The following is a 26,041-nucleotide window of genomic DNA, read 5'->3' on the forward strand; positions in this document are numbered from 1 at the left end:
GTTCCTCGCGGGAAGCACAAATGCGTTCACATGCGCGGGGGAGCCATGAGTACGACTGACACCGATGTCGTCAGCGCGATCACGCTGACCGAGGACGAGCTGGATCCGTACATCACACACACGGGCACAAGGCAGTGGCTGACGGAGCCCGGGCTGCCGGCCGACGGCACGCTGCTGGACTTCGGCGCCCTGCGGGAGCACGGGCTGCGCCGGGTCGCCGACCTGGCCGGTGACGCCGACAGACTCGCCGCGGAGCTCCAGGACCAGCTGGTCGTGGGAGCCCTGCGGACCTTCGACCGGGACCTGGAGTCGATCGTCCTGGACGGGGCGACGGGGGAGATCGCCACGACGTACTTCTTCTCCGACCCCGCTCTGATGGACCTCGCGCCCCTGGCCCCCTCCCTGGAAGCCCTGGTGCGCTTCTCGGCGGCGACGGAGGAACTGACGGCGTCCCGTGGGCGGTTCGCCTCCTACGAGGGCCGGTTCGGCCCGAAGGTGGTCACGGAGGCCTCCGAGTCGCTCGCCGCGGTCTTCGAGGCGGGCGCGGGCGGCGAGGCGGGGGCGCGCGGCGAGGTGGCGCCGTACTGGCGGATGGCCGCCCTGATCCGCCCCCTCGCCCGGATCGCGGGCCCCGGCGAGGGCCTCGTCCTCGACCTGCCCAAGCGACTGCTGGACGAGGAGTTCGGCGCGGGCGCCATCATGCGCTTCGAGGACGTCGACTTCCCGCCCGCGCTCGTGCACGAGCCGACCCGACGCTTCCTGCGCGAGACGGGCCTGCCCGAGGACGGCCTCCTCTTCCAGCTGGACACGGAAGTGCCCCTGCCGGGCCTCGCCGACTACTACGCGGACCAGCGCCCCGACGACTTCTCCGCCGACGAACTCCCCGCGACGGCCGACCGCCTGATACGCCTCGGCTACCTCATCGAGGACACCAGCCTCGTGGTGGACGGCACCACGGGCGCGGTCCTCGCCTGGAGCGAGCCGGACATCACCCTGCGCCCCCTCAACGCCGACATCTCCACCCTCGCCTTCACCCTCTGGCTGCTGCACCGCGAGAAGGCCCTCGACGCGACCCACGACCTCACCGACTCCTACGAACAACTGGCCGCCACCATGGCCCAGACCCTCGCCACGGTCGACCCCGTCGCCTGCGACCCCACCCCCACGCTGGAGGGCGACGACGGCCGGCGCTACTGGCCGGAGGCATTCGAGGACGAGGCGGGCGGCACCCTCCACGGCTAGCCGACGGACGCCCCCCACACGCACGGATCGGCCGCCCCCGGGCCACGGGGACGGCCGATCCACCTCACAGGAGGCCGTGGCGGGAATTGAACCCGCGTAACTCGCTTTGCAGGCGAGCCCCTGAGCCACTCGGGCACACGGCCGTTCTCAGGTGCGGCACGGCTCACTCGTTCCGAACCTGATGGGTCGACCGTAGGCGGGGCCCGGGGCGGGCTCAAGGGGTGCGGGGGTGCTGCAACGGGACTGCCATATGTCGTTCATGAACGCCGGTTCCCGAGACCGGGGCGTACGACCAAAGGCCCAGGCGATCACGGTCTTCGGACAGGAGTCACTGCTGGTCGTGGCCCTTACGCTGGCGGCCATGACAGCGTTGGAAGCACGTGACGTTGCGGCTGGAGCCGTACCGGGACCGGCTGATGTTCCTCGGAATGGTGCTGCTTGCGGCGGCGATCGTCTCCGTGCCCAGCGTGCTGATCCCCGCCGTGCCCGTGTGGACCGTTGCCGTGGCTCGGGGTGTTCAACTGCTCGGTGTTTTCTGCCAGTTACTGCGTGTGAGTGTGCGGAGGCGAGCGTGTTCTCTTTCGCCTGTTCATGGTGGAGGGGTCGCCTGGATGTTCGGGGTGGGAACGGGTGACCTTTGCGGGGGGTGGTTCGTTGATCTGCGTGACGCGGGGGTTGCGGGCTGGAGCGGGGGTGGGTGGGGTGCGTGGGAGGGGGGAGCGGTCGGCTTCCGGGCTGCGGGCGTTGGCTGGGCCGTTCGTCGCTCCGGGCCCGTCCGGTGTGGCGGTACGCGGCCGGCTCAAGCATCTGACGGCCGGGGATGTGAGGGTGCTGCGGCTGGTCGGCGAGCACCTCGGTGCGCTGGCGTCGCGGGATCTCAAGGCGCGGTGTGCTGATGGTCTGAGGCACTGCGCGGATGCGTGGGCGGCGCGGAAGCGTGGGCTGACGCCGTTGTCGTCGTCCCGCTGGGCCGGTGCGCTCACCAAGGCCTCGCATGATCAGTGGGCGCTTGCGCGGCGTTGCCAGGCAGCGCACATCCACAGCCTGGAGGCCGGCATCAAGTCCATCCGGCACCGCCTGTCGCTGTCCGTGGGGGAGTGGGGCTCGAGACGGGCTCCGGGTGGCTACCGCTCCGCGCGGGAATGGCATGCGAAGTCGCGTCGGCTGGCCGCGCTGGAGTCCCGGCACGCGGCGGCCGTCGCGGACTGGCGGGCCGGGCGGGTGCGTGTGGTGCGTGGTGGCAAGCGCCTGGCGAACACCCGTCACCACCTCGCCGAGGCCGGGCTTGCCGAGACCCGGTGGCGGGAGCGGTGGGAGGCGGAGCGCTGGTTTCTCGCCGCTGACGGCGAGTCCGGGAAGCGGTACGGCAACGAGACCATCCGCGTCACCCCCGACGGCGAAGTCTCCGTCAAACTCCCTGCCCCGCTCGCCGGACTGGCGAACGCCCCGCACGGACGGTACGTTCTCGCTTCCCGTGTCGCCTTCCCGCACCGGGGCGTCGAGTGGGCCGACCGCGTGGAATCGAACCGGGCGGTGGCCTACCGCATCCACCTGGACGTCGGGCGCGGGCGCTGGTATCTGACCGCTTCCTGGCAGCACCCGCCCGGGTCATGCCGCTGGCTTCCGCCCTCGCGCAGGGTGTGATCGGTGTGGACGCCAACGCCGACCACCTCGCCGCCTGGCGCCTCGACACGCACGGCAACCCCATCGGGAACCCACGGCGCTTCCCCTTCGACCTGTCCGGCAGCGCCACCCACCGGGACGCCCAGGTCCGCCACGCTCTGACCCGGCTGCTGAACTGGGCGAAGTCCTGCGGCGTGGCCGCCATCGCGGTCGAGGACCTGGACTTCACCGCCGAGAAGACCCGCGAGAAGCACGGCCGCAAGCGCCGGTTCCGGCAGCTGATCTCGGGCATGCCCACCGGCAGGCTCCGCGCCCGTCTCACCTCTATGGCCGACGCCACCAACATCACCATCATCGCCGTGGACCCGGCCTACACCTCGCGGTGGGGCGCCCAGCACTGGCAGAAGCCTCTCACCAGCAAGACCCGTAAGACCACCCGGCACGATGCGGCAAGCATCGCGGTCGGAAGGCGCGCCCAAGGACATTCGGTCCGGCGACGGACGGCACCGCCCCACACCCACCAGAGCGATGGCTGTGGGCATCGGACCGTCCAGGCCCGACCGGACGCCCTTGGGCGTGAGGAACCCCGCCCCCGTATTCCCGGACCACGCACACGATGCGTGCCGCCCGGATGCGGAGCGAACGCGGGGAACCAGCACGCCCAACACCGCTCGGGACGTGCGGCTGAGCGTGAGCCCTGGCGACAGGACTCACTCCCGCTCAGTCTTTAGGAACGGTTCGGCTGCTTCGGGATGGGGCTGGTGATCGCCTCGACGAGCGTGCTGCTGCTGCGCTTCTCGGCGCCGGAGGAAGTCGGCGCCAACTCCGCCGCGCTGCAGATCTCCGACGGCCTCTCCGACATCGTGCTGCTCGCGGCGGGCGGCGCGGCGTTCGCGGCGCTGGGCGGCGGCAAGGTCGCGGAGACGGCCACCTCGACGGCCGGCGCTTCCCACCCCGCCGCGTTCGCCGCCGTGTTCCTGCCGATGGCCGGGGTGGCGCTGGTGGGGGCCTGGGTGACGACCCGGGTGCGAGAGCGGTGATCTGAAAAGAGAGCGGTGATCCTAAAAGGGAGCGGTGCTCACCCGCTCGTCGACGGGAACAAGCGGACCGCCTGGCCGGCCGCCGCCACCTTCCTCGCCGTGAACGGCGTCGACCTCCCCGGCTGCGACCAGGACACGACGTACGACCTGGTCATCGCCGCGGCGTCCGGTGAGGAGAGCGACATCGGGGTGATCGCCGACCGGTCGCGGGCTCTGTGACCTCAGTCCCATCCACGGGTGACCCGGCGTCGTGCGCGCGTTGACACAACCGCGGCGCCGGTAGGGTGGCCCGGTTGTCATACGTAGCCGAGCCGCTCAACCACCCCACGGAGACCGTGACTACCACCGCCGCCAGCGCATCCACCTCGCACCACCTCTCACCCGCCTTCCCCGGCCGCGCCCCCTGGGGTACCGCCAGCAAGCTGCGTGCCTGGCAGCAGGGGGCGCTGGAGAAGTACATCCAGGAGCAGCCGCGCGACTTCCTGGCCGTCGCCACGCCCGGCGCCGGCAAGACGACGTTCGCGCTGACGCTCGCGTCCTGGCTGCTGCACCACCACGTCGTGCAGCAGGTGACCGTGGTCGCGCCGACCGAGCACCTGAAGAAGCAGTGGGCGGAGGCCGCCGCGCGGATAGGGATCAAGCTGGATCCCGAGTACAGCGCGGGGCCGCTCAGCAAGGAGTACCAGGGCGTCGCCGTGACGTACGCGGGTGTGGGTGTGCGGCCCATGCTCCACCGCAACCGCGTCGAGCAGCGCAAGACCCTCGTCATCCTGGACGAGATCCACCACGCCGGTGACTCGAAGTCCTGGGGCGAGGCGTGCCTCGAAGCGTTCGAGCCCGCCACTCGACGGCTCGCGCTCACCGGTACGCCCTTCCGGTCCGACACCAACCCCATCCCCTTTGTCGCGTATGAGGAGGGGAACGACGGGATTCGGCGGTCTTCCGCCGACTACACATACGGGTACGGCAACGCGCTGGCCGACCACGTCGTGCGGCCCGTCATCTTCCTCTCCTACAGCGGCAACATGCGGTGGCGTACGAAGGCGGGGGACGAGATCGCGGCCCGCCTCGGCGAGCCGATGACCAAGGACGCCGTCTCGCAGGCCTGGCGCACCGCGCTCGACCCGCGCGGTGAGTGGATGCCCAGCGTGCTGCGCGCCGCCGACCAGCGGCTGACCGAGGTCAGGAAGGGCATCCCGGACGCGGGTGCGCTCGTCATCGCCTCCGACCAGGACTCGGCCCGCGCGTACGCCAAGCTCATCCGTGAGATCACCGGCACGAAGGCGACCCTCGTCCTGTCCGACGACACGGGCGCGTCCAACAGAATCGACGAGTTCAGCCACAGCGAGGACCGGTGGATGGTCGCCGTCCGCATGGTGTCCGAGGGCGTCGACGTGCCGCGGCTCGCGGTCGGCGTGTACGCCACCACCATCTCCACGCCCCTGTTCTTCGCGCAGGCCGTCGGCCGTTTCGTACGGTCCCGGCGGCGCGGCGAGACCGCCTCCGTCTTCCTGCCGACCGTTCCCGACCTCCTCGGCTTCGCCAACGAGATGGAGGTCGAGCGCGACCACGTCCTCGACAAGCCCAAGAAGGAGGGCGAGGAGGACCCCTACGCCGAGTCCGAGCAGGAGATGGACGAGGCGAACCGGGAGCAGGACGAGGACACCGGGGAGCAGGAGCAGTTCTCCTTCGAGGCACTGGAGTCCGAGGCCGTCTTCGACCGAGTGCTGTACGACGGTGCCGAGTTCGGGATGCAGGCCCACCCGGGGAGCGCGGAGGAGCAGGACTACCTCGGGATTCCGGGGCTGCTCGAGCCCGACCAGGTGCAGTTGCTGCTGCAGAAGCGGCAGGCGCGGCAGATCGCGCACAGCCGCAAGAAGCCCGACGACGAGGCCGACCTTCTCGAACTGCCCGCCGAGCGGCGGCCCGTGGTCTCGCACAAGGAGATGCTGGAGCTGCGGAAGCAGCTCAACACCATGGTCGGCGCGTACGTCCACCAGAGCGGCAAGCCGCACGGCGTGATCCACACCGAACTGCGCCGTGTGTGCGGCGGGCCGCCGAGCGCGGAGGCGACGGCGGGTCAACTGCGGCAGCGGATCGCCAAGGTGCAGGAGTGGGCCACCCGTATGCGGTGACGCTGGGCGCTGTGCCTGGCGGTCATGGTTCGTGGGGCCCTGCTTGTGCGTTTTCTGCGGATCCGCTGTGGCTGGTCGCGCCCACGCGGCTGAGCCGCAATGTCAGCGCCCCGCGCCCCTTTCAGGGGCGTGTGCGCCGTGTGTGGGGGGCGTGCGCGCCGCGTGGTGGGTGCCGTACGTACGAGGACAAAGGCTCTGCAAAGGGGAGGAGTTCGTGTCAGGACGTGACCGGATTCTGGACGGAGACTTCCGCTGAGCGAACCCGCTCGCTACTGTCCCGCTACGCACACGCCCCGTGGCAGCGCCGCCGCGGAGCGCAGCCGTGTAGCGACTCCGCCCGGGAAGAGCCCGGGTCGTCAGCCGACGGCGGCCTCTGAAGCGCGTCGCCGACGGGACTCGGAGACGCAACCGCCGCGAGGGGGCCGCCGACCTCACCACTAAGGAGTGGGCGTCGTGACCGCGGAGACCTCTCAGACGCTCGACCGGGGACTGCGTGTCCTCAAGCTGCTCGCCGACACGGACCACGGGCTGACCGTCACCGAGCTCTCGAACAAACTGGGCGTCAACCGGACCGTTGTGTACCGCTTGCTCGCCACGCTGGAGCAGCACGCGCTCGTACGCCGGGATCTGGGCGGCCGCGCCCGGGTCGGCCTCGGGGTGCTGCGGCTGGGGCGCCAGGTGCATCCGCTGGTACGGGAGGCCGCGTTGCCGGCGCTGCGCGCGCTGGCCGAGGACATAGGGGCCACGGCCCATCTCACGCTCGTCGACGGGACCGAGGCGCTTGCCGTCGCCGTCGTGGAGCCGACGTGGACGGACTATCACGTCGCCTACCGCGCCGGGTTCCGGCATCCGCTGGACCGGGGCGCCGCGGGTCGCGCGATCCTCGCCGCCCGGCAGCACGCGCCGACGGACGCCCCCGGGTACACGCTCACGCATGGCGAGTTGGAGGCGGGCGCGAGTGGAGCCGCCGCTCCCCTGATAGGGGTGACGGGGGTCGAGGGCAGCGTCGGTGTCGTCATGCTCGCGGACTCCGTGCCGGAACGGGTGGGGCCGCGGGTCGTGGACGCGGCGCGAGAGGTCGCGGACGCGCTGCGCTGAGGCCCGCACTCCGTCGCCCGACCGCCCGACCGCCCGTACTCCGTCGCCCTGACGGCCCCGTATGCCGTCGTGCTGACGCCCCGCGCCCCGATGCGCCGAGGGTTCTTGTTTCCGGTCACCCCCTGGCTTTGGCCGACCCGCCAAACCACCCCAGCCAACTCTGGCCGATGCTCCCACCGCGTCTCGCCCCGCCCTCCGCATCATCAGGGCACTGAAGGCGCAAGGGCGGAACGGTGGAGGGAGCAAGGCGTGGAGACGGAGACGGTACGTACACGGCCGGACGTCGGTCGAGGGGGCGGACGGGCGGCTCGGCTGACCCGGCGTCAGGGCGTCGGATCGCTGGTCGCCGAGGCCGCCGGGAGCCCGCTCAGGCGGACGATGGGCGTCGGGCAGCTCACCCTGCTCAGCGTGGGCGCCACGCTCGGCACCGGCATCTTCGTGGTGCTCGGCCAGGCGGTGCCCGAGGCCGGTCCCGCCATCGTCGTGTCGTTCGTGCTGGCCGGTGTGACCGCGCTGTTCTCCGCACTGTCGTACGCCGAGCTGGCCGGCATGATCCCGGGCTCCGGCTCCTCCTACAGCTACGCGTACGCCACCCTCGGCGAGCTCGTCGCCTGGGTGTGCGGCTGGTGTCTGATCCTGGAGTACGGGGTGTCCGTGGCCGCCGTCGCGGTCGGCTGGGGGCAGTACGTCAACGAACTGCTCGACCTGACCGTCGGGGTCACCCTCCCCGACACGCTCAGCGCGCCGCCCGGCGCGGGCGGTGTCCTCAACATCCCCGCCGCCGCGATCGTCGTCCTGTCCATGGTCGTGCTGCTGCGGGGCGCCCGCGAGAGCGCCGTCGCCAACACCCTCATGGTCGGCGTGAAGATCGCCGCCCTGGTGATGTTCTGCGCGGTCGCCTTCACCGCCTTCCACGCCGGGAACTTCACGCCTCTCTTCCCGCTCGGCACGGCCGGCATGAGCGCGGGCGCGGCCTCGCTCTTCTTCTCCTACATCGGCTTCGACGCCGCCTCGACGGCCGGGGAGGAGGCGAAGAACCCACAGCGCGACCTGCCGCGCGCGATCATCCTCTCCCTCGTCCTCGTCACCGCCCTCTACGTCCTCGTCGCGGTCGCCGCGCTCGGCGCGATGCCGTGGAAGAAGTTCGAGGGCACGGAGGCCACGCTGAGCGAGGTGCTCGTGCAGTCCGTCGGCGGCGGCAGCCTGTGGCCGATCCTGCTGTCCGTCGGCGCGGTCGTCGCCACCACGAGCGTCGTGCTCACCGTGCAGTACGGGCAGATCCGCATCCTCTTCGCGATGTCGAGGGACGGGCTCGTGCCGCCGCTGTTCTCCAAGGTGCACCCCACCACCGGGGTGCCGCGCGCCAACACGGTCATCGTCTCCTCCTTCATCGCCGTGCTCGCCGCGCTCGTCCCGCTGGGCGCGCTCGCCGACGCCACCAGCATCGGTACGCTCTTCGCCTTCATGCTGGTCAACCTGGCGGTCGTGCTGCTGCGCCGCCGCAGCCCGGAGGCGCCCCGCTCCTTCCGGGTCCCCTTCTCGCCGGTGACGCCGGTCCTGGGGGTGGGCTTCTGCGTCTACATGCTGTTCAGCCTGGGGTCGGACACCTGGGTCGCGTTCGGCGCGTGGATGGCCGTCGGCCTGGTGATCTACTGGCTGTACGGGATCAAGCACTCCAAGCTCGAAGACAAACTCGGCGACAAGGTCAGCGGCCAGGTCGATGACAAGCCCGGTGACAAGGAAACGGCGTGAGCACCCTCGACCTCACCGCCGACGTCGTCGCCCTCACCCGCGCCCTCGTCGACATGCCCTCCGAGAGCGGCGAGGAGGCCCGGCTCGCGGACGCCGTCGAGGCGGCCCTCGCCGTCCTCCCGCACCTCACCGTGGAGCGGATCGGGAACTCGGTGGTCGCCCGCACCGACCTCGGCCACCCCGAACGGATCCTGATCGCCGGCCACTTGGACACCGTTCCCGCCGCCGGGAACCTGCCGTCCGTCCTGCGAGGCGACCTCCTGTACGGGCTCGGCGCCTGTGACATGAAGGGCGGCGTCGCCGTCGCGCTCCGGCTGGCGGCGACGCTCCCCACGCCCACCCGCGACGTCACGTACGTCTTCTACGAGTGCGAGGAGGTCGAGGGCGACCGCAACGGGCTCGGCCGGATCGCCGCCGTACGGCCGGAGTTGCTGAAGGCCGACCTCGCGATCCTCATGGAGCCGTCCGACGCCGGGGTCGAGGCGGGCTGCCAGGGCGTGCTGATGGCCGACATCACGGTCCGCGGCGAGCGCGCGCACACCGCGCGGGCCTGGCGGGGTGCGAACGCCGCGCACCGCGCCGGGGCCGTCCTCCAGCGCCTCGCCGACCACACCCCGGAGCGGGTGGTGATCGACGGATTGGAGTACCGGGAAGGGTTGAACGCCGTCGCCGTACGCGCCGGGGTCGCGGGCAACGTCGTGCCCGACGAGTGCGTGATCACCGTCAACTCCCGTTTCGCGCCGAGTCGTTCGGCCGAGGAGGCGGAGAAGTACGTACGGGATCTCTTTCCCGAGGACGCGTACGAGGTCGACGTCACCGAGGTCGTCGCGGGTGCGCTGCCCGGGCTCGACCGGCAGGCGGTCGCCTCACTCGTGCGCATGCTGGGGGCCACGCCCCGTCCGAAGCTGGGCTGGACGGACGTGGCCCGTTTCGCCGCCCTCGGCACGCCCGCCCTCAACTACGGCCCCGGCGATCCGGTCCTCGCGCACACGGCGGGGGAGTACGTCCCCGTCGGACAGCTGCGGGCGTGCGAGGAGCGGTTGACGGAGTGGCTCACGCGGGGAGGAGGCTGAGCCACTCCATCAGGAACTTGGTGAAGACGTACGGCTTCTCCATGTTGGCGTAGTGGGCGGCGTCCTCGACGGTGGCCGTGCGGCCGTCGGCGACGGCGTCGACGAGGCGGTCGGCCATCGCGATCAGATCGGCCGCGTCCAGGGCGCCGTTGATGGCCAGGACGGGGACCGTGATGGTCTTGGCGCGCGCCGCGGTGTCGGTCACGGGGACGGACCGGTCGGGTTCGTCGGGCGTGTGCTTGGAAATAGTCCCCCGCGCCATTTCCCGCACCCGTCGTACGACCTCCGGGTCCACCTCGTCGAGCGTGCGATACGGGCCGGCCACGACCGAGGCGAAGACGTCGACCCAGCGGTCGATGTCGCCGGCGGCCAGGGCACCGCCCCAGCGGTTCTTGATGTCCAGGGTCCAGGAGTCGGTGTCCTCGGGGTCGGTGATCCCGGCGCCGCTGACGACGAGCGCGCGGACGAGGTCCGGGTGCTCCAGCGCGGTGTCGACCGCGGTGGCCCCGCCCATCGACATCCCGACGAGGATCGCGGGGCCCGTGTCGAGGTGGCGCAGGAGGTCGGCGAGGTCGTCGGTGGGGCGGAAGGGCTTCGTCGCGTTGGCGGACCGGCCGTGGCCGCGGGCGTCGGGCGCGATCACCCGGTGGCCGACCGCGAGGAGCGGCACCAGGTCGTCCCACATGCGGTGGTCGGTGAAGCCGCCGTGCAGCAGCACCAGCGGGGGGCCCGTGCCGACCTCGCGGTAGGCGAGCGGGCCGTCGGCGGACTCGAACATGAACACCTGAGAGGCATCAGTCATGACAACTAAGGTGTCATGTTGGGCCCGACTTGGCAACCAAGGTGTCATCCTGTCTCCGTGACCGACGACTGCAAGCCCGACGACAGCAACCCCGACCGCGCCAAGCCCGATCGCGCCGAGCGTGACGAGAACGAACCCCTCTCGCCCGACGACCTCGCCCCCCGCCTCTACGAGGTGTTCGCCGTGCTGGGGCCCCTGTACCGGCGTGTGAGCCGCAAGGTGGAGCTCAACGAGCCGATCGAAGGCCTCTCCATCGGCGTGCGCGCCGTACTGGACCTCCTGCGCGCGCAAGGGCCCCTGACGGTTCCCCAGATGGGGCGCGCGCAGGCGCTCAGCCGTCAGTTCGTGCAGCGGATGGTCAACGAGGCGGCGGCCCACGGGCTGGTCGAGGCCATCGCCAACCCCGCGCACCAGCGGTCCTCGCTGATCCGGCTGACCGACGACGGCCGTTCGGCCATCGACGCGGTGATCACCCGCGAGAGCGCGCTGCTGAAGCGGGTGGGCGGCGACCTGACCGAGGCGGACGTGCAGACGTGTGTACGGGTGCTGGCGCGGATGCTGGAGGTCTTCGAGGACGTGGACGTCAACTGACGGCCGGGCCCGAAGGGCGGCTCAGTGACGGCTGCCGAGCCCGCCCAGCGTCCTCAGCTGCAGCCACAGCACCAGCCGTTCGTCGGGATCGTCGAGGTCGATGCCGAGCTGCTGCTGGGCCTGCCGGAGGCGGTAGCGGCAGGTGTTGGCGTGCACGGCGAGCAGCCGCGCCGCGCCCGCCATGTCGCAGCCCGCGTCCAGCCAGGCGACGAGGGTACGGGCGTACTCGGTGCCGTGCTCGGCGTCGTACGCGAGGACCCGCTTCCACCCGCCCGCACTCAACTCCCGTCGCTCGCCCAGGACCTCGGCCAGCCGGAGCAGGGTGACGCGCGGGCGTACCTCCTCCACGGTCGCCACCGGCAGCTCCGGGCCCAGGACCCGCAGGACGAGGTCGGCGTCGTCCCGGGAGGCCCGTACCTCCGCGAGCCCGCAGACCACGTCCCCCAGTCCGGCCCGCACGGGCACCCGCAGCGCCTGCCCGGCCCGCCCCACGATGTCCTCCGCCAGCCCCTTGTGGCGCGCCCCGCCCCGCTCCCCGACCGCGGGCAGCAGCGCGTAGACGACGCCGTCGACGAGGACGCCCGCGTGCCGCCCGTAGCGCGCCTCGCACTGGAGGCGTACGAGGTCCAGGAGCCGTAGCGCGGTCTGTTCGACGTCCGCGGCGGAGACGGTGGAGTCGAGGACGAAGGCGGCCACGCGGACGGGCGCCGGTTTCCCGTCCGGGCCGAGGCCCAGCCCCAGGCGGTGGGCGGCGCCCGCCGGGTCGGCGGTGCCGTCGAGCAGACGGCGCAGCAGGTCGCCGTTCTGGTGGCGGGCCAGTTCCTGCGCGGCGCGGGCCCTCAGCAGGAGCAGGGCCGCCGTGGACGCGCCCTGGGCGAGGGCCTCCTCGGCGTCCGGTGCGAGGGCGCCGTCGTCGACGACCCAGAGCGAGCCGAGGGTCTCGCCGCCGGCCCGGACGGCGACGGCGAGGCGCGGCAGGTTGTCGCTGCCCTCCAGCGCGGGCAGCCGGACCACGCCCTCGGCCGCGAACAGCACCCGGTACTGCTCCGAGTTGGCGGGGCTCCCGGGCACCTGGAGGCCGAGGATGCCCGTGCGGCGGTCCTCGTCGACCGGCTGCCCGGCGACCGTCGAGTACGCGAGGATCCGCTGTCGGGGGTCCTCGATCGCGGTGGCGCCGCCGACGGCCGCGGCCACCGCGTCGGCCAGCGCGAACAGATCCCCCAGACCGGTCCCGGCGGCCGACGGCCGCGCGCCGATCGCGGAGGCGAGCAGCAGGTGCACGTGGTGCCAGGCGGCGTCCTCGTCCACGGACAGCAGGGCCACACCGGCCGACTCCGCCTCCGCGAGCGGACCGTCCGGGCCGCGTACGACCAGCCCGCTCATCCCCGCCTCCGCCGCCGCCCGCGCCAGCGGCCCCGCCGCGGACGCCCGCACCCCGACCGCGAGCAGCAGCGCCCCGGGTGCACGGGGCAGCGGCGCGTGGGCGTCGTACAGCAGCGCCTCGGTGACGGGCACGGCGAGCCCGGCGGGCGCGGTGTGCAGGCGTACGGAGGGGCCGCCGACGACGTCCAGCAGGTCACCGAGGGTGCAGGCGTCCACGGGGCTCCTTCCGGAGGGACGACAAGGCCGGTCGGCCGCTCCCGTAGCGGGCGTGGTTGGCCGATCTCATCAGGAACGTACGCCGGTGTTGTCCTGATGTACAACGCGAGCGCCGTCAGGAGCTTCGAGACTCGGTTCCATGACCGAAGTCAGCATCCGTACCGTTCACGACGTCGCCGGGATCGCGGCGGTGGCCGACCTCTTCAGCGACGTGTGGCAGACACCCCGCAGCATCCCGCCCTACCCGGCGGAGGTGCTGCACAGCCTGGTGCACGCCGGGGGTGCGGTGCATGCCGCGTACGACGGGACACGGCTGGCCGGAGCGGCCGTCGCCGTGTTCGGGGAGCCGGGGCGGCAGGACACGTACTCGCTGGTCGCCGCGGCCGATCGCGGGGTCGGGTACGCCGTGAAGCAGGCCCAGCGCGCCTGGGCCCTGGAGCGCGGTGCCCGCACCATGCGCTGGACGTTCGATCCGCTGGTCGGCCGCAACGCCCGCTTCAACCTGGTCAAACTGGGCGCCACCGGCACGGAGTACCTGGTCGACTTCTACGGGCCCATGGCCGACGGGGTCAACGACGGGGACGAGAGCGACCGGCTGACGGTGACCTGGGATCTGGCCGCGCCCCGTACGCGGGGTGAAGCCGGCGACACAGGGGACACGGGTGACACGGGCGCCCGCGACGGATCCCCCGACCGCGACGGTTCCCCCGTCACCCACCTCGCCCCCGACGACGCCTCCCTCACCCGCCGCGACCTCGCCGGCCGGCATATCTGGTGCCGCGTCCCGGACGACATCGTCAAGCTGCGCGCCGCCGACCCGGCGTTCGCGCTGCGCTGGCGCCACGCCGTCCGCGCGGTCTTCACCGAGGCCTTCGCCGAGGGGTACGTCGCCACGGGGATGTCCCGCGACGGCTGGTACACCCTCACCCGCCCTGCCACGGAAGGCGCCGCATGAAACTCGAACGCGTCGAAGTCGTCCACATCGCGCTGCCCCTCGTCACCCCCTTCCGTACCTCCTTCGGCACCATGACGACGAAGGACACCTTCCTCCTGCACGTCGTCACGGACGCGGCCGAGGGCTGGTCGGAGTTCGCCGCCGACCCCGAGCCGCTGTACTGCTCGGAGTTCGTGGCCGGTGCCGAGATCGTGCTCCGCGACTTCCTGCTGCCCCGCGTGGCCGCCCTCCCGCACCTCACGGCCGCCGCGCTCGCCCCCGCGATGGCGAAGATCAAGGGGCACGAGCTGGCGAAGGCGGCCCTGGAGACGGCCGTCCTCGACGCCGAGCTGCGCGCGTACGGCATGTCGCTCGCGACCTACCTCGGAGCCGTCCATGACCGCGTGCCCGCCGGAGTGTCGGTCGGCATCAAGGACTCCGTCCCGGCACTCCTCGACGACGTCGAGCGCTACCTCGCCGAGGGGTACGTCCGGATCAAGCTGAAGATCGAACCCGGCTGGGACCTGGAGCCCGTACGGGCCGTGCGCGAACGCTTCGGGGACGCGCTGCCGCTCCAGGTCGACGCCAACACGGCGTACTCGCTCGCGGACGCCGAGCACCTGCGCCGGCTCGACGCGTTCGGACTGCTGCTCATCGAGGAGCCGCTGGAGGAGAACAACCTCCACGCGCACGCACGGCTCCAGCAGCGCGTCGCCACCCCCGTCTGCCTCGACGAGTCCCTGCACAGCGCCCGCGACACCGCCTCCGCGATCGCCATGGACGCCTGCCGGGTGGTCAACGTGAAGCCCGCCCGGGTCGGCGGCTATCTGGAGGCGCGCCGCATCCACGACGTCGCGCACGCGCACGGGGTGCCCCTCTGGTGCGGCGGCATGCTGGAGACGGGCATCGGCCGGGCCCCGAACCTGGCCCTCGCGGCCCTGCCGGGCTTCACCCTCCCCGGCGACACCTCCGCCTCCAGCCGCTACTTCGCCGAGGACATCACCGAGCCCTTCGTCCTCGACGACGGCCATCTGCCGGTGCCGCGCACCCCGGGCATCGGCACCGAGCCGCTGCCGGAGGCGCTGCGCCGCTTCACCACCGCCCGGCGGGACCTGTACGGAGGCCGCGCCGAGCGGTGACGTTAGATTGATCCCGTGCTCTCTCGCCTCACACGCCTCCAGGCCATCGCCGTCTGCGCCGTTCCCGTCGTGGCCCTGCTCGCCACGGCGGCGTTCGCGCCGCTGCCGTTCTCCGTGGCGCAGCCCGGCATGACGGCGAACGTCCTCGGCGAGAACAAGGGCGACCCGGTGATCACCATCAACGGAGCGCCCACCCGCACGACGAGCGGGCAGCTGCGGATGACGACGATCGAGGCGACCGGGCCGGACGCGAGCGTCAGCCTCGGTGACGTGATCGACGGCTGGTTCCGCACGGACCGGGCCGTGATGCCGCGCGACTCGGTCTACCCGAGCGGGAACTCCGTCAAGGAGATCGAGCAGCACAACGCCGACCAGATGAAGCAGTCCCAGGACGCGGCCACCGAGGCGGCCCTGTCCTATCTGCACGAGAAGAACGACGTGAAGGTCACGCTCAAGCTGGCCGACGTCGGCGGGCCCAGCGCCGGACTGCTCTTCACGCTCGGGATCATCGACAAGCTGGACGGCGACGGCAGCGGCGGCGACCTCACGGGCGGTCGCACCGTCGCGGGTACGGGGACGATCGACGCCGACGGCAAGGTCGGCGCGGTCGGCGGGGTCGGTCTGAAGACGCAGGCCGCCCGGCGCGACGGCGCGACGGTCTTCCTGGTCCCGAAGGCGGAGTGCTCGGACGCCAAGTCGGAACTGCCCAAGGGCCTGCGACTGGTTCCGGTGACCACGCTCAAGGGCGCGGTCGACGCGCTGGTCTCCCTGGAGAAGGGGAAGGGCTCGGTCCCGAGCTGTTAGGCGACCGCCGGCTTCGGGGCGGCGGCTAGGCGCAGGCCGACCTCTACGAGGGTCCAGCCGAGGCGCGTCCGCAGTTCGCCGGGGCGGCGGGCGGAGGCGGCCAAGCGGTGGGCTTCGGCCCGGGCCCGGAGCTCGGCGGCGCGCTGGTGGTGCAGGGCGAGGTGGGTGTCGGGGTGCGTCATGGCTGCGTCTCCGTTCGGTCCTGCGCGACGGGGAAGGCTTGTGTGTGGAAGCGGACCTGCTCCGCGTCGGGGTCGTCATCCGCGCGGGCCAGAGGGCGGTAGCTCTCGAGCAGGTCGTGCATTTTCTGGATGAGTTCGCGGGTGAGTTCAGGTGTCAGCCGTAGCGTCTCGCTGCTCATGTCCCAGACGCGGGACCATTCCTCCGGCCACTCGGTCCGGTTGCCCATCCAGGTCGACAGGTCCCGGGTCTGCGTGGTCGCGACCTCGTGGAGGTACATGTCGGCGGCCCCGCGCACGACCGGGTCGGGGTGAGTGAGCAGAGCGTCGTCGAAGCCCAGGCCCCGGTGGACCGCCTTCCACCACCGTTCCCGCCCCTTGCCCCGCTCGGGGGCGTCCTCGACGAAGCCGTGTGCGGCCAGCTGCCGCAGGTGATAGCTGGTGGCACCGCTCGACTCACCCAGCTTCTCGGCGAGCTGGGACGCGGTGGCCGGACCGCCGAAGCGCAGAGCGTCCAGGAGCTGGATGCGCAAGGGATGCGCGAGCCCGCGCAGCGAGCGGGCGTCGAGATTGCGGACCTGTGGATCCCGAGGCTCTTCCATGCATGCAAAGGTAGCGTTGCAAAGGAGTAGTTGCAAGGGTTTCTTTGCAGCCATTGTTTTGGAAGTCGCCGCACCGCTCACCCTCCCCTGACGAACCCCTCCTGCTTCATCCAGTCCAGCGCCACCTGATGCGGATCCTGCCCGTCCACATCCACCTTGGAGTTCAGGGTCTGGGCCACGTCGTTGTCGAGCTTCTTGGTGATCGGGTCCAGGACCTGGGCGATCGCCGGGTACTTCTTCAGGGCCTTGGAGTTGATCACGGGCGCCGCGTTGTAGTTGGGGAAGAACTTCTTGTCGTCCTCCATCACCGCCAGGTTCATCGACTTGATGCGCCCGTCGGTGGTGAACACCTCCCCGTACGTGCAACTCCCCTTCGCCACCTGGGTGTAGATGATCCCGGTGTCCATCTGTGTGATGTTCTTCGCGGGCACGTGCATCCCGTACGCCTTCTCCATGCCCGGCAGCCCGTCGGCCCGGTTGGCGAACTCGCTCTCCACGCACAGCGTGACCGCGCCCGGGTTCGACTTGGACAGCGCGGCCACGTCGGAGAGCGTCTTCGTGCCGTACTTCTTGAAGTTGGCCTGGTTCATGGCGAGCGCGTACGTGTTGTTGAGCGCGGACGGCGGCAGCCAGGTCAGCCCGTTCTTCAGGTCGGCGTCGTGCACCGCCTGCCACTGCTGCTGGGGGTTGGGGATGGGCTTGCTGTTGCCGAGGTACGTGATCCAGGCGGTGCCCGTGTACTCGTACATCCCGTCCGCGTCCTTGTTCTTGACGGCCTCGCGCGCGCCGATCGAACCCTGGATGCCCGTCCGGTCGAGGACATCCGCGCCGGCCGCCTGGAAGGCGATGCCCATGATCGCGCCGAGGATCAGCTGCTCGGTGAACTCCTTCGACGTCACCGTCAGATGGGCGCCCTTGAGCGGCTGCCCCTGCCCGATCGAGCCGGGCCCGACGTCGTCGACCATGGGGGAGCCGCTGGTCAGCCCGCAGCCGGAGGCCAGGACCAGCGCCCCGGCCGACACCAGACACGTACGCCTTCCGGCCGACACCGGACACGTACGCCTTCCGGCCGGCACCGGACCCGTACGTCTCATGAGCCGGCCTCCAACCCGCGCGGCCTGAGGAGCAGTTCGACCAGGGAGGCGAGCCAGTCCACGAGCAGGGCCAGCGAGACCGTGAGGACCGAGCCGAGGACCAGGACGGGCATGCGCTGGGTGGTGATGCCGGTGGTGATCAGGACGCCGAGGCCGCCGCCCCCGCCGAACGTGGCGAGGGTCGCCGTGCCCACGTTCAGGACCAGGGCCGTCCGTACGCCCGCGAGGATCAGTGGCACCGCCAGCGGGAGTTCGATGCGGGTCAGCACCCCCAGGGGGGACATGCCGATGCCGCGGGCCGCCTCCAGCAGGATCGGGTCGTTGGCCTTCAGGCCCGCGATCGTGTTGGAGAGGACCGGCAGGATGGCGTAGACGGTGATGCCGATCAGGGCGGCCTTCTGGCCGGTGCCGAGCCAGATGACCAGCAGCGCCAGCAGGCCGATCGCGGGCGTGGCCTGCCCCATGTTGGCGAACGTCATCGCGACCGGGGTCGCCTTCCGGAACGCCGCCCGGGTGAGCAGGATGCCCAGGGGGATCGCGATGATCAGCACGAAGAAGGTGGAGATCACGGTCAGCCGGATCTGCTGCCACAGGGCCTTCGACACCTGGCCGTTCGACAGCGCGTTCTCGGAGATCGGGTCCAGCCGCGCCTGCTGGAACCAGATCCAGGTGGCCAGCAGCACGGCCGTGAGAACCAGGGGCAGGAACGTCAGCTTCTGCCAGGTGATCCGGCGCTCGGGGGCGAGCTTCGGAGGCGGGGCCTCCCCCTCGACGCCGCCTTCACCGTCCCCGGGAAAGCCCCCGGGAAAACCTTCGGGAAGGTCTTCGGGGAAGTCCGCGGAGTTCCGCGAGAACGCGCCACCGCTCCCGAACGCGGACCCCTTCGCCTCGTGCACGCCCTTGGGTCGCCCCTTGGGTGGGGGAGTGTTCACGCCTTCGCCTCCCCGCTCGTACCCTCCTGCTCGAAGTGGGTCTGCTGGGCGCGCGCCTCCTCCAGCTCGTGCTGGTGCTCCATCGCCTCCAGCCGGTCTTCCTCCAGCAGCTCGTGCACGGAGTTCATCAGCGTCTCCATGTCGACGACACCGATGTACTCGCCGCGCCGCCCGGTCACCGCGACCCGCCCCGAGCTGTCCGTGAGGACTGCCTCCAGGGCGTCGCGGAGCGTGGCATCCCGGGACACCGTGGCCTGCACCAGCGTCCCCGCGCGGGCCAGCGAGCCCTTGGCGCGCATCAGGTCGCCGCGCCGCAGCCACTTGTAGGGGCGGCGCCGCTTGTCGAGCAGCAGGATCTCGTTCGTACCGCTCGCCCGGAGCAGGTTGAAGATCGCCTGGAGCGGATCGTCCACGGTGACCCTCGGATAGTCCCTCATCTCCACATGCCGCACGCGGGTGAGGTTGAGCCGCTTCAGCGCGGCGCCCGCGCCCACGAACCCCGACACGAAGTCGTCGGCCGGGTTGGTGAGGATCCCCTCCGGGGTGTCGAACTGCGCGATGTGCGAACGTTCGCGCAGCACCGCGATCCGGTCACCGAGCTTGATCGCCTCGTCGAAGTCGTGGGTGACGAAGACGATCGTCTTGTGCAGCTCCTGCTGGAGCCGGATCAGCTCGTCCTGGAGATGGTCGCGGGTGATCGGGTCCACGGCGCCGAAGGGCTCGTCCATCAGCAGCACGGGCGGGTCGGCCGCGAGCGCCCGGGCCACGCCCACGCGTTGCTGCTGGCCACCGGAGAGCCCGCGCGGATAGCGGCCCTGGAACTCGGCCGGGTCGAGGCCGACCAGGTCCAGCATCTCCTCGACGCGGGCCTTGATCCGCGACTTCGACCAGCCGACCATCTTCGGTACGAGGGCGATGTTCTGGGCGACCGTCATGTGCGGGAAGAGACCGGACGACTGGATCGCGTAGCCGATCTTGCGGCGCAGCTTCACCGGGTCCATGTCGGTGACGTCCTCGCCGTTGATGCGGATGCGGCCGCCGGTCGGTTCGATCAGCCGGTTGATCATCTTGAGCGTGGTGGACTTGCCGCATCCCGACGGACCCACGAAGACGACCAGCTCGCCCGCCTTGATCTCCATGTTGACGCTGTCCACGGCGGGTTCCCGGCTGCCGGGGTAGCGCTTGGTGAGGTTGTCCAGCTCGATGGTGGCGCCGGTCGTGGAGGTGTGCGTGCCTTCCGGCGCCCGCGCCGCCTCGGTCGTCTCAGGCACGGATCCCCCTCGGAATGGTCATCCGGCCGATGAGGACATAGGCGGCGTCGAACAGCAGCGCGAGAATGATGATCCCGATCGTGCCCGCGAGTACCTGGTTGAGCGCGTTCTTGCTGCCCAGGGAGGCGAGGCCGCGGAAGATCTCGTTGCCGAGGCCGGGGCCGGAGGCGTACGCCGCGATCGCCGCGATGCCCATCAGCATCTGCGTGGAGACCCGGATGCCGGTGAGGATCGGCGGCCAGGCCAGCGGCAGCTCGACCTTCAGCAGCCGGGCAGGACCGGACATGCCGATGCCCTTCGCCGCGTCCACCAGCGCGGGGTCGACCCCGCGCAGGCCCACGATCGAGTTGCGCACGATCGGCAGCAGTCCGTACAGCGTCAGCGCGATCACCGTGGGCGGCACGCCCAGGCCCACGATCGGGATCAGCAGACCGATCATGGCGAGCGAGGGGATGGTCAGGATGCCGGAGGTGGTGATCGTGGCGACGCCGCCCGCCCAGTCGCTGTGATAGGTGACGACGCCGATCACCACACCGATGAGCGTCGCGACGACCATGCACTGGAAGACCACGCTGGCGTGCTGGTACGTGTCCGTGAGCAGCTGCTGATGGCGGCTGCTCAGGTACTGCCAGAAGTTCACGCCACCTCCCCGGTCCTCGGTCAGTGCTCGGTCGCCGCCTGCTTCACCAGCGGGATGATCCGCAGCGGAACGGGGTTCTCCATGACGATCGCCGTGGAGGCCCGGACGATGCCATCAAAACCGACGACCCGGTCGATCACACGTTGGAGATCGGCGTTCGAGCGGGCCACCAGCCGGCACAGCATGTCGCCGCTGCCGGTGGTCGTGTGCAGCTCCAGCACCTCGGGGACGGTCGTCAAGTGCGCCCGTACGTCGGGGCCTTGTCCCTGCCGGATCTGCAGGGTCGCGAAGGCCGTGACGGGGTAGCCGAGCGCGGCCGGATCCACCTGCGGACCGAATCCCCGGATGACTCCATTCGATTGAAGGCGGTCGAGCCGGGCCTGCACGGTGCCGCGCGCGACCCCGAGCCGCCGGGACATCTCCAGCACGCCGATGCGCGGCTCCTCGGCCAGCAGCACGATGAGCCGGCCGTCCAGGTGATCGATTGCCATGCCGCCCTCCCCGGGTGGTCATCATGTACAGAACGCCCGCCGAAGCGAGCAGTTTACTGAGCACATTGTCCAGCCTGATCGCGAACTATTGCGCACCTTGTGGAACGGGGGGAGTCTGCGGCCATGACGCAGACCACACACCTCACTCCCGACACCGCCCGGCAGGCAGACCCCTTCCCGGTCAAGGGAATGGACGCGGTCGTCTTCGCCGTCGGCAACGCCAAGCAGGCCGCGCACTACTACTCCACGGCCTTCGGCATGCGGCTGGTCGCCTACTCCGGACCGGAGAACGGCAGCCGCGAGACGGCCTCGTACGTCCTCGAGAACGGCTCGGCACGCTTCGTCCTCACCTCCGTCATCAAGCCCGCCACGACCTGGGGCCACTTTCTGACCGAGCACGTGGCCACGCACGGTGACGGTGTCGTCGACCTCGCCATCGAGGTCCCGGACGCGCGCGCCGCGTTCGCGTACGCCGTCGAGCACGGCGCCCGCCCGCTCGCCGAGCCCTACGAGCTCAAGGACGAGCACGGCACGGTCGTCCTCGCCGCGATCGCCACGTACGGCGAGACCCGGCACACGCTCGTCGAACGCACCGGCTACGACGGCCCGTACCTCCCCGGCTACACCGCCGCCGCCCCGATGGTCGAACCGCCCGCCCACCGCACCTTCCAGGCCATCGACCACTGCGTCGGCAACGTCGAACTCGGCCGCATGAACGAATGGGTCGGCTTCTACAACAAGGTCATGGGCTTCACGAACATGAAGGAGTTCGTGGGAGACGACATCGCGACCGAGTACAGCGCGCTGATGTCGAAGGTCGTCGCCGACGGCACGCTCAAGGTCAAGTTCCCGATCAACGAGCCCGCCATCGCCAAGAAGAAGTCCCAGATCGACGAGTACCTGGAGTTCTACGGCGGCGCGGGCGTCCAGCACATCGCGCTGAACACCAACGACATCGTGCAGACCGTACGCACCATGCGCGCGGCCGGGGTCCAGTTCCTGGACACGCCCGACTCGTACTACGACACCCTCGGCGAGTGGGTCGGCGACACCCGGGTCCCCGTCGACACCCTGCGCGAGCTCAAGATCCTCGCCGACCGCGACGAGGACGGCTATCTGCTCCAGATCTTCACCAAGCCGGTCCAGGACCGGCCGACCGTCTTCTTCGAGATCATCGAACGGCACGGCTCGATGGGCTTCGGCAAGGGCAACTTCAAGGCCCTCTTCGAGGCGATCGAGCGGGAGCAGGACAAGCGCGGCAACCTGTAGGGCTCATCCGCGGTCAGCGTGACGTCGGGCGGCGCGGTGCCGGTGGCGGTGGCGGTGGCGCGGGTGGTGACGGTGCCGGTGGGGGTGGCGGTGTCGTTGTCGGGTGCGGTGCCGGCTTCGGTGCCGGTGCCTGTGCCGTGGGACGACGTGGCGGCCGCGGGGCCGCGGGGTTCGCCGGACGCGCGGGTGCGCCCGGCGGCCCTTGCGCACCCTCGGGCTCCGCCGGGGCGGTGTCCTTCGGCTCGGGCAACGGCTCCGGGGCGGGCTCGCCGAGATCGGTCAGGGCCCGCCGGGCCTGGGGCGCGAGGACGGGGGAGAAGTACGGGTTGATCTGGAGGGACTCCGCGATGTGGCGGCGCGCCGAGCCGGACAGACCCAGCTCGCGTTCGATCTCGCCCCGGTGGTAGACGTACAGCGCGCTGCGGACGCCGCCGCCCGCCGTCTTGTCCGTCGCCTTCGTCGCGAACTTCAGCGCCTCCTCGTCCTCCTCGGCCCGGTGCAGCGCCCACCCCAGCGCGTCCGCTACGGCGATACCGGGCTGGCGCTTCCACTCCTCGCGCAGCCGGCGCACCGCCTCCTCGGGATCGCCGTGGTCCGCCTCGAACAGCCCGAGGACCAGCTCGTCGTCGACACCGGCCGAGGCGTCGGTGCGCACCCGCTCCCGCAGCAGCGCGTACTGCGTCTGCGCCGCGTCGCGCACCCCCAGCGTCTCGTACAACTCGCCCAGCTCCAGCGCGTACCGCGGATCGGGCTCCTGGGCGAACGCCGTCTGGTACGCGCGCAGCGCCTCCGCGCTGCGCCCGAGCGCCGCCAGCGCACGCCCCTGTCCGGCGAGCGCGCCGCGCTGGTCGGGGTCGCTGCTCAGCGCGGCCTCGTAGTAGCGCAGCGACTCCTCGCGGTCCCCGCGTTCCCAGGCGAGCCGGCCCGACTGCGCCAGCCAGGTCGCCCGCTCGGCCGGAGCGGTGGCACCCGCCGCGGCGTCCGCGAGGGAGGCCATCGCGTCCTCCCGCCAGCCGCGGTCCCAGTACACCCGGGCGGCCTCGGCCAGCACCGGCGGCCCGTGGTGCAGCCCCTGGAGCTTCTCCAGCGCGGCGCGGCTCGCCTTGTAGTCACCGAGGCCGGTGCAGGAGTCGATCAGCAGCGGATACGCCGTCCAGCGCTTCGGCGCCTGCTTCAGTGCCTCCTCGGCCCACTTCCGCCCGGTCTTGAAGTCGCTGCGGGCGTTGGCGAGCGCGGCCAACCCCTCCAGCGCCGTCGGGTTCCCCTTCGGGTTCGTCTGCAGCGACGTGCGCAGCGCCTGCTCGGCCTTCGGGAAGTACGCGGGCGTGGCCGTCCGCCGGCCCTGCTCCACGTACGCCGCGCCGAGCACCGCCCACGACCGCTCGTCACGCGGATGGGCGCGCAGATGGGCCTCGTGGTCGCCGATGAGCGCCGCCAGATCGGGCAGCGCGGCGGGCACCCCGGCCCCCACCGCCGTCACCGCCCGCGCCACCGGACCCGGCGACGGCGCCGCCGTGGTCCGCCGCTCGGAGGGCAGCAGCACCAGCACCCCGCCGAGGACGACGGCCCCCGCGACCAGGCCGATCAGCATGTGCTTGGCGACGGAGGGACGCCGCCTGGAGGGCCCCTGGGGCGTGAGCCCCGTGAGCACCGGCTGTCGCTCTTCGATCTCCATGCCGCTCACTGTGCGTCAATACGAAGACCACACCCCGGCACGCCAAGCCCCGCGTGGATGGGGTTCACACCGATGGCCCCGAGTGCGACGCTGTGATCATGAGCCGTATCGAAGCCCCGCGCGACGAAGTCACCGGCAACCTCGTGGACCGCCTGCTGAGCGGCCTGCCCGCCGAGGCCGTTCTCATCGACCCGGACGTCACGGCCTCGTACGCGAACGACATGGCGAGCTTCTGCGAGGCGGGCACCCCCGCCGTCGTCGTCCTGCCCCGTACCGTCGAACAGGTCCAGCACGTCATGCGGATCGCGACCGAGCTGCGGGTCCCGGTCGTCCCGCAGGGCGCCCGCACCGGTCTGTCCGGCGCCGCCAACGCCTCCGACGGCTGCATCGTGCTGTCGCTGGTGAAGATGGACCGCATCCTGGAGATCAACCCGGTCGACCGGATCGCCGTCGTGGAACCCGGCGTCATCAACGCCACCCTCTCCCGCGCCGTGGGCGAACACGGCCTGTACTACCCGCCGGACCCCTCCAGCTGGGAGATGTGCACGATCGGCGGGAACATCGGCACCGCCTCCGGCGGCCTGTGCTGTGTGAAGTACGGGGTGACGGCCGAGTACGTCCTCGGCCTGGACGTGGTGCTGGCCGACGGGCGGCTCATGTCCACCGGCCGCCGTACGGCGAAGGGGGTCGCCGGGTACGACCTCACCCGCCTCTTCGTCGGATCCGAGGGCTCGCTCGGCATCGTCGTCCGGGCGATCCTGGCGCTCAGGCCGCAGCCGCCCCAGCAGTTGGTGCTGGCGGCGGAGTTCGGATCGGCGCGGGCCGCCTGCGACGCCGTGGTCCGGATCATGGAGGGCGGGCACGTCCCCTCCCTCCTCGAACTCATGGACCGTACGACGGTCAAGGCCGTCAACGACCTGGCCCACATGGGCCTCCCGGAGAGCACCGAGGCGCTCCTCCTCGCCGCCTTCGACACCCACGACCCGGCCGCCGACCTCACCGCCGTCGGCGCGCTCTGCGAGGCCGCGGGCGCGACGGAGGTGGTCCCCGCGGAGGACGCGGCGGAGTCCGAACTCCTCCTCCAGGCGAGGCGGTTGTCGCTCACCGCGCTCGAAGCGGTCAAGGGCACGACGATGATCGACGACGTGTGCGTGCCGCGCTCCCGGCTCGGCGACATGCTCGAAGGCATCGAACGGGTCGCCGAGAAGTACTCCCTGACCATCGGTGTCTGCGCGCACGCGGGCGACGGCAACACCCACCCCACCGTCTGCTTCGACGCCACCGACCCCGACGAGTCCCGGCGCGCCCGTGAGTCCTTCGACGAGATCATGGCGCTCGGCCTGGAACTCGGCGGCACCATCACCGGCGAGCACGGCGTCGGAGTCCTGAAGAAGGAGTGGCTGGCCCGCGAGCTCGGACCGGTGGGCGTCGAGATGCAGCGCGGCATCAAGGCCGCCTTCGACCCACTGGGCATCCTGAACCCGGGCAAGGTCTTCTAGGGACGCCGGTAAGGGTGTTCCAGGGAACGTCGGTATCGGAAACAAGGGCGCGAACGGGTTCACTCGCCGTCCTTCGACTCGTCCGACGGCCACGGGTCGCGCAGCCACAGGTCGTCGGCCGGGGTCGGGGCGAGCAGCTCGGCGAGGCCGTCGTCGAGGCCGAGCTCCTCGGCCTCGGTACCCGGCGGGACCGCCCGCAGGGTGCGCTCCAGCCAGGAGGACACCTGCGCGGCGGGCGCCAGCAGGAGGGCGTCCCCGTCCGGGGAGCTGAGCGCCATCAGAACGACGCCGCGGCCCGCGACCTTCGTCGGCCACACCCGTACGTCGCCGTGTCCGCACGGCCGGAACACGCCCTCGACGAGCAGTTCGCGGGCGAAGGTCCAGCCGACGGGATGGTCGGAGCCGATGTGAAAGGTGATGTGGACGGCGTACGGGTCGTCGGAGCGGTAGTTGAGCCGGGCCGGTACGGGGATGCTGAGTTCGGGCGACAGGACGAGGTCGATCTCGAGTTCGCGTTCCACCACGGTGAGCATGTCGATGCGCTTCCTCTCGGGTAC

At 71.3% G+C, this 26,041-nt stretch carries 23 protein-coding genes, 1 tRNA gene and 2 pseudogenes; 14 read left to right on the top strand and 12 right to left on the bottom strand.

Annotation, left to right across the window (positions count from 1 at the left end):
- Positions 1-45: 45 nt before the first annotated feature.
- Complete coding sequence (locus tag OG568_RS31080; protein ID WP_329533927.1) at positions 46-1,242, top strand: SUKH-4 family immunity protein; 1,197 nt, start codon at positions 46-48, stop codon at positions 1,240-1,242.
- Between the two features lie 71 nt (positions 1,243-1,313).
- Here the strand turns inward: OG568_RS31080 and OG568_RS31085 are convergent.
- Positions 1,314-1,385: transfer RNA gene (locus OG568_RS31085), tRNA-Cys, on the bottom strand.
- Between the two features lie 559 nt (positions 1,386-1,944).
- On the opposite strand from OG568_RS31085, the pseudogene OG568_RS31090 reads away from it, so the two are divergent.
- The 7 genes and pseudogenes from OG568_RS31090 (at position 1,945) to dapE (ending at position 9,963) form a co-directional block, all read left to right on the top strand.
- Positions 1,945-3,596, top strand: a pseudogene (locus tag OG568_RS31090) (IS200/IS605 family accessory protein TnpB-related protein).
- A gap of 6 nt (positions 3,597-3,602) precedes the next feature.
- Positions 3,603-3,905 (top strand): annotated as a pseudogene (locus OG568_RS31095) (MFS transporter); the annotation flags it as partial.
- Between the two features lie 15 nt (positions 3,906-3,920).
- On the top strand, positions 3,921-4,124 hold the full coding sequence (locus OG568_RS31100) for a hypothetical protein (RefSeq protein ID WP_329533928.1): 204 nt from the start codon (positions 3,921-3,923) through the stop codon (positions 4,122-4,124).
- A gap of 116 nt (positions 4,125-4,240) precedes the next feature.
- Positions 4,241-6,040 (top strand): DEAD/DEAH box helicase, encoded by a 1,800-nt coding sequence (locus OG568_RS31105; protein ID WP_329533929.1) that lies wholly within the window; start codon positions 4,241-4,243, stop codon positions 6,038-6,040.
- Positions 6,041-6,493: 453 nt separating this feature from the next.
- Positions 6,494-7,138 (top strand): IclR family transcriptional regulator, encoded by a 645-nt coding sequence (locus tag OG568_RS31110; protein WP_266413581.1) that lies wholly within the window; start codon positions 6,494-6,496, stop codon positions 7,136-7,138.
- Between the two features lie 249 nt (positions 7,139-7,387).
- Complete coding sequence (locus OG568_RS31115; RefSeq protein ID WP_329533930.1) at positions 7,388-8,890, top strand: amino acid permease; 1,503 nt, start codon at positions 7,388-7,390, stop codon at positions 8,888-8,890.
- Entirely contained in the window at positions 8,887-9,963 is a 1,077-nt protein-coding gene (dapE, locus tag OG568_RS31120; protein ID WP_443077788.1) for a succinyl-diaminopimelate desuccinylase, read from the top strand. Before OG568_RS31115 ends, dapE begins: the two co-directional genes overlap by 4 nt.
- On the opposite strand, the gene OG568_RS31125 is transcribed toward dapE, so the two are convergent.
- Positions 9,944-10,765 (bottom strand): alpha/beta fold hydrolase, encoded by an 822-nt coding sequence (locus tag OG568_RS31125; protein WP_329533931.1) that lies wholly within the window; start codon positions 10,763-10,765, stop codon positions 9,944-9,946. The genes dapE and OG568_RS31125 overlap by 20 nt on opposite strands.
- 57 nt (positions 10,766-10,822) lie before the next feature.
- Here OG568_RS31125 and OG568_RS31130 point away from each other — a divergent pair, with 57 nt between their 5' ends.
- Entirely contained in the window at positions 10,823-11,356 is a 534-nt protein-coding gene (locus tag OG568_RS31130) for a MarR family winged helix-turn-helix transcriptional regulator (RefSeq protein ID WP_443077789.1), read from the top strand.
- A gap of 21 nt (positions 11,357-11,377) precedes the next feature.
- On the opposite strand, the gene OG568_RS31135 is transcribed toward OG568_RS31130, so the two are convergent.
- Positions 11,378-12,955, bottom strand: a complete 1,578-nt coding sequence (locus tag OG568_RS31135; protein ID WP_329533932.1) for a PucR family transcriptional regulator — start codon at positions 12,953-12,955, stop codon at positions 11,378-11,380.
- 139 nt (positions 12,956-13,094) lie between these two features.
- On the opposite strand from OG568_RS31135, the gene OG568_RS31140 reads away from it, so the two are divergent.
- The 3 genes from OG568_RS31140 to OG568_RS31150 are packed head-to-tail and all read left to right on the top strand — an operon-like array spanning position 13,095 to position 15,832.
- A complete protein-coding gene (locus OG568_RS31140; protein WP_329533933.1) occupies positions 13,095-13,910 on the top strand; it encodes a chorismate synthase in 816 nt (271 codons plus the stop codon).
- Complete coding sequence (gene menC, locus OG568_RS31145) at positions 13,907-15,028, top strand: o-succinylbenzoate synthase (RefSeq protein ID WP_329533934.1); 1,122 nt, start codon at positions 13,907-13,909, stop codon at positions 15,026-15,028. Before OG568_RS31140 ends, menC begins: the two co-directional genes overlap by 4 nt.
- Positions 15,029-15,043: 15 nt before the next feature.
- The gene (locus OG568_RS31150) at positions 15,044-15,832 is read left to right on the top strand and encodes a S16 family serine protease (protein ID WP_329533935.1); all 789 of its coding nucleotides are present in this window, start codon (positions 15,044-15,046) and stop codon (positions 15,830-15,832) included.
- On the opposite strand, the gene OG568_RS31155 is transcribed toward OG568_RS31150, so the two are convergent.
- From OG568_RS31155 to OG568_RS31185, 7 genes are all read right to left on the bottom strand, one after another.
- Positions 15,829-16,014, bottom strand: coding sequence for a hypothetical protein (locus OG568_RS31155; RefSeq protein ID WP_266582701.1), 186 nt, complete (start codon positions 16,012-16,014; stop codon positions 15,829-15,831). The two genes, OG568_RS31150 and OG568_RS31155, sit on opposite strands and share 4 nt — an antisense overlap.
- Positions 16,011-16,613, bottom strand: coding sequence for an ArsR/SmtB family transcription factor (locus tag OG568_RS31160; RefSeq protein ID WP_329533936.1), 603 nt, complete (start codon positions 16,611-16,613; stop codon positions 16,011-16,013). The genes OG568_RS31155 and OG568_RS31160 overlap by 4 nt, the downstream gene beginning before the upstream one ends.
- A 77-nt stretch (positions 16,614-16,690) precedes the next feature.
- The gene (locus OG568_RS31165) at positions 16,691-17,707 is read right to left on the bottom strand and encodes a glycine betaine ABC transporter substrate-binding protein (RefSeq protein WP_443077790.1); all 1,017 of its coding nucleotides are present in this window, start codon (positions 17,705-17,707) and stop codon (positions 16,691-16,693) included.
- Positions 17,704-18,639: an ABC transporter permease gene (locus OG568_RS31170; protein WP_329533937.1), complete on the bottom strand. Its 936-nt coding sequence runs from the start codon at positions 18,637-18,639 to the stop codon at positions 17,704-17,706. Before OG568_RS31170 ends, OG568_RS31165 begins: the two co-directional genes overlap by 4 nt.
- On the bottom strand, positions 18,636-19,910 hold the full coding sequence (locus OG568_RS31175) for a betaine/proline/choline family ABC transporter ATP-binding protein (protein WP_329533938.1): 1,275 nt from the start codon (positions 19,908-19,910) through the stop codon (positions 18,636-18,638). Before OG568_RS31175 ends, OG568_RS31170 begins: the two co-directional genes overlap by 4 nt.
- Positions 19,903-20,550, bottom strand: a complete 648-nt coding sequence (locus OG568_RS31180; protein WP_329533939.1) for an ABC transporter permease — start codon at positions 20,548-20,550, stop codon at positions 19,903-19,905. The genes OG568_RS31175 and OG568_RS31180 overlap by 8 nt, the downstream gene beginning before the upstream one ends.
- A gap of 20 nt (positions 20,551-20,570) precedes the next feature.
- Positions 20,571-21,041, bottom strand: coding sequence for an Lrp/AsnC family transcriptional regulator (locus tag OG568_RS31185; RefSeq protein ID WP_266582699.1), 471 nt, complete (start codon positions 21,039-21,041; stop codon positions 20,571-20,573).
- Positions 21,042-21,164: 123 nt separating this feature from the next.
- Between OG568_RS31185 and hppD the strand changes: the two genes are divergently transcribed.
- Positions 21,165-22,310 (top strand): 4-hydroxyphenylpyruvate dioxygenase, encoded by a 1,146-nt coding sequence (gene hppD / locus OG568_RS31190; protein WP_329533940.1) that lies wholly within the window; start codon positions 21,165-21,167, stop codon positions 22,308-22,310.
- 13 nt (positions 22,311-22,323) lie between these two features.
- On the opposite strand, the gene OG568_RS31195 is transcribed toward hppD, so the two are convergent.
- Entirely contained in the window at positions 22,324-23,985 is a 1,662-nt protein-coding gene (locus OG568_RS31195) for a tetratricopeptide repeat protein (RefSeq protein ID WP_329533941.1), read from the bottom strand.
- Between the two features lie 92 nt (positions 23,986-24,077).
- Between OG568_RS31195 and OG568_RS31200 the strand changes: the two genes are divergently transcribed.
- Entirely contained in the window at positions 24,078-25,484 is a 1,407-nt protein-coding gene (locus tag OG568_RS31200) for an FAD-binding oxidoreductase (protein WP_329367864.1), read from the top strand.
- 59 nt (positions 25,485-25,543) lie between these two features.
- Here the strand turns inward: OG568_RS31200 and OG568_RS31205 are convergent, their stop codons facing one another.
- The gene (locus OG568_RS31205) at positions 25,544-26,017 is read right to left on the bottom strand and encodes an SsgA family sporulation/cell division regulator (protein WP_329533942.1); all 474 of its coding nucleotides are present in this window, start codon (positions 26,015-26,017) and stop codon (positions 25,544-25,546) included.
- Positions 26,018-26,041: the final 24 nt, after the last annotated feature.

Source organism: Streptomyces sp. NBC_01450 (genome assembly GCF_036227505.1).
GTDB lineage: Bacteria > Actinomycetota > Actinomycetes > Streptomycetales > Streptomycetaceae > Streptomyces.

What these genes read in the sequence shown, in the direction of transcription:
- OG568_RS31140 (WP_329533933.1), top strand. Translation starts at nt 13,095, where the DNA reads ATGACCGAAGTCAGCATCCGTACCGTTCACGACGTCGCCGGGATCGCG.
- OG568_RS31160 (WP_329533936.1), bottom strand. Translation starts at nt 16,613, where the DNA reads ATGGAAGAGCCTCGGGATCCACAGGTCCGCAATCTCGACGCCCGCTCG.
- OG568_RS31080 (WP_329533927.1), top strand. Translation starts at nt 46, where the DNA reads ATGAGTACGACTGACACCGATGTCGTCAGCGCGATCACGCTGACCGAG.
- OG568_RS31155 (WP_266582701.1), bottom strand. Translation starts at nt 16,014, where the DNA reads ATGACGCACCCCGACACCCACCTCGCCCTGCACCACCAGCGCGCCGCC.
- OG568_RS31205 (WP_329533942.1), bottom strand. Translation starts at nt 26,017, where the DNA reads ATGCTCACCGTGGTGGAACGCGAACTCGAGATCGACCTCGTCCTGTCG.
- OG568_RS31165 (WP_443077790.1), bottom strand. Translation starts at nt 17,707, where the DNA reads ATGAGACGTACGGGTCCGGTGCCGGCCGGAAGGCGTACGTGTCCGGTG.
- OG568_RS31195 (WP_329533941.1), bottom strand. Translation starts at nt 23,985, where the DNA reads ATGGAGATCGAAGAGCGACAGCCGGTGCTCACGGGGCTCACGCCCCAG.
- menC (WP_329533934.1), top strand. Translation starts at nt 13,907, where the DNA reads ATGAAACTCGAACGCGTCGAAGTCGTCCACATCGCGCTGCCCCTCGTC.
- OG568_RS31125 (WP_329533931.1), bottom strand. Translation starts at nt 10,765, where the DNA reads ATGACTGATGCCTCTCAGGTGTTCATGTTCGAGTCCGCCGACGGCCCG.
- hppD (WP_329533940.1), top strand. Translation starts at nt 21,165, where the DNA reads ATGACGCAGACCACACACCTCACTCCCGACACCGCCCGGCAGGCAGAC.
- OG568_RS31185 (WP_266582699.1), bottom strand. Translation starts at nt 21,041, where the DNA reads ATGGCAATCGATCACCTGGACGGCCGGCTCATCGTGCTGCTGGCCGAG.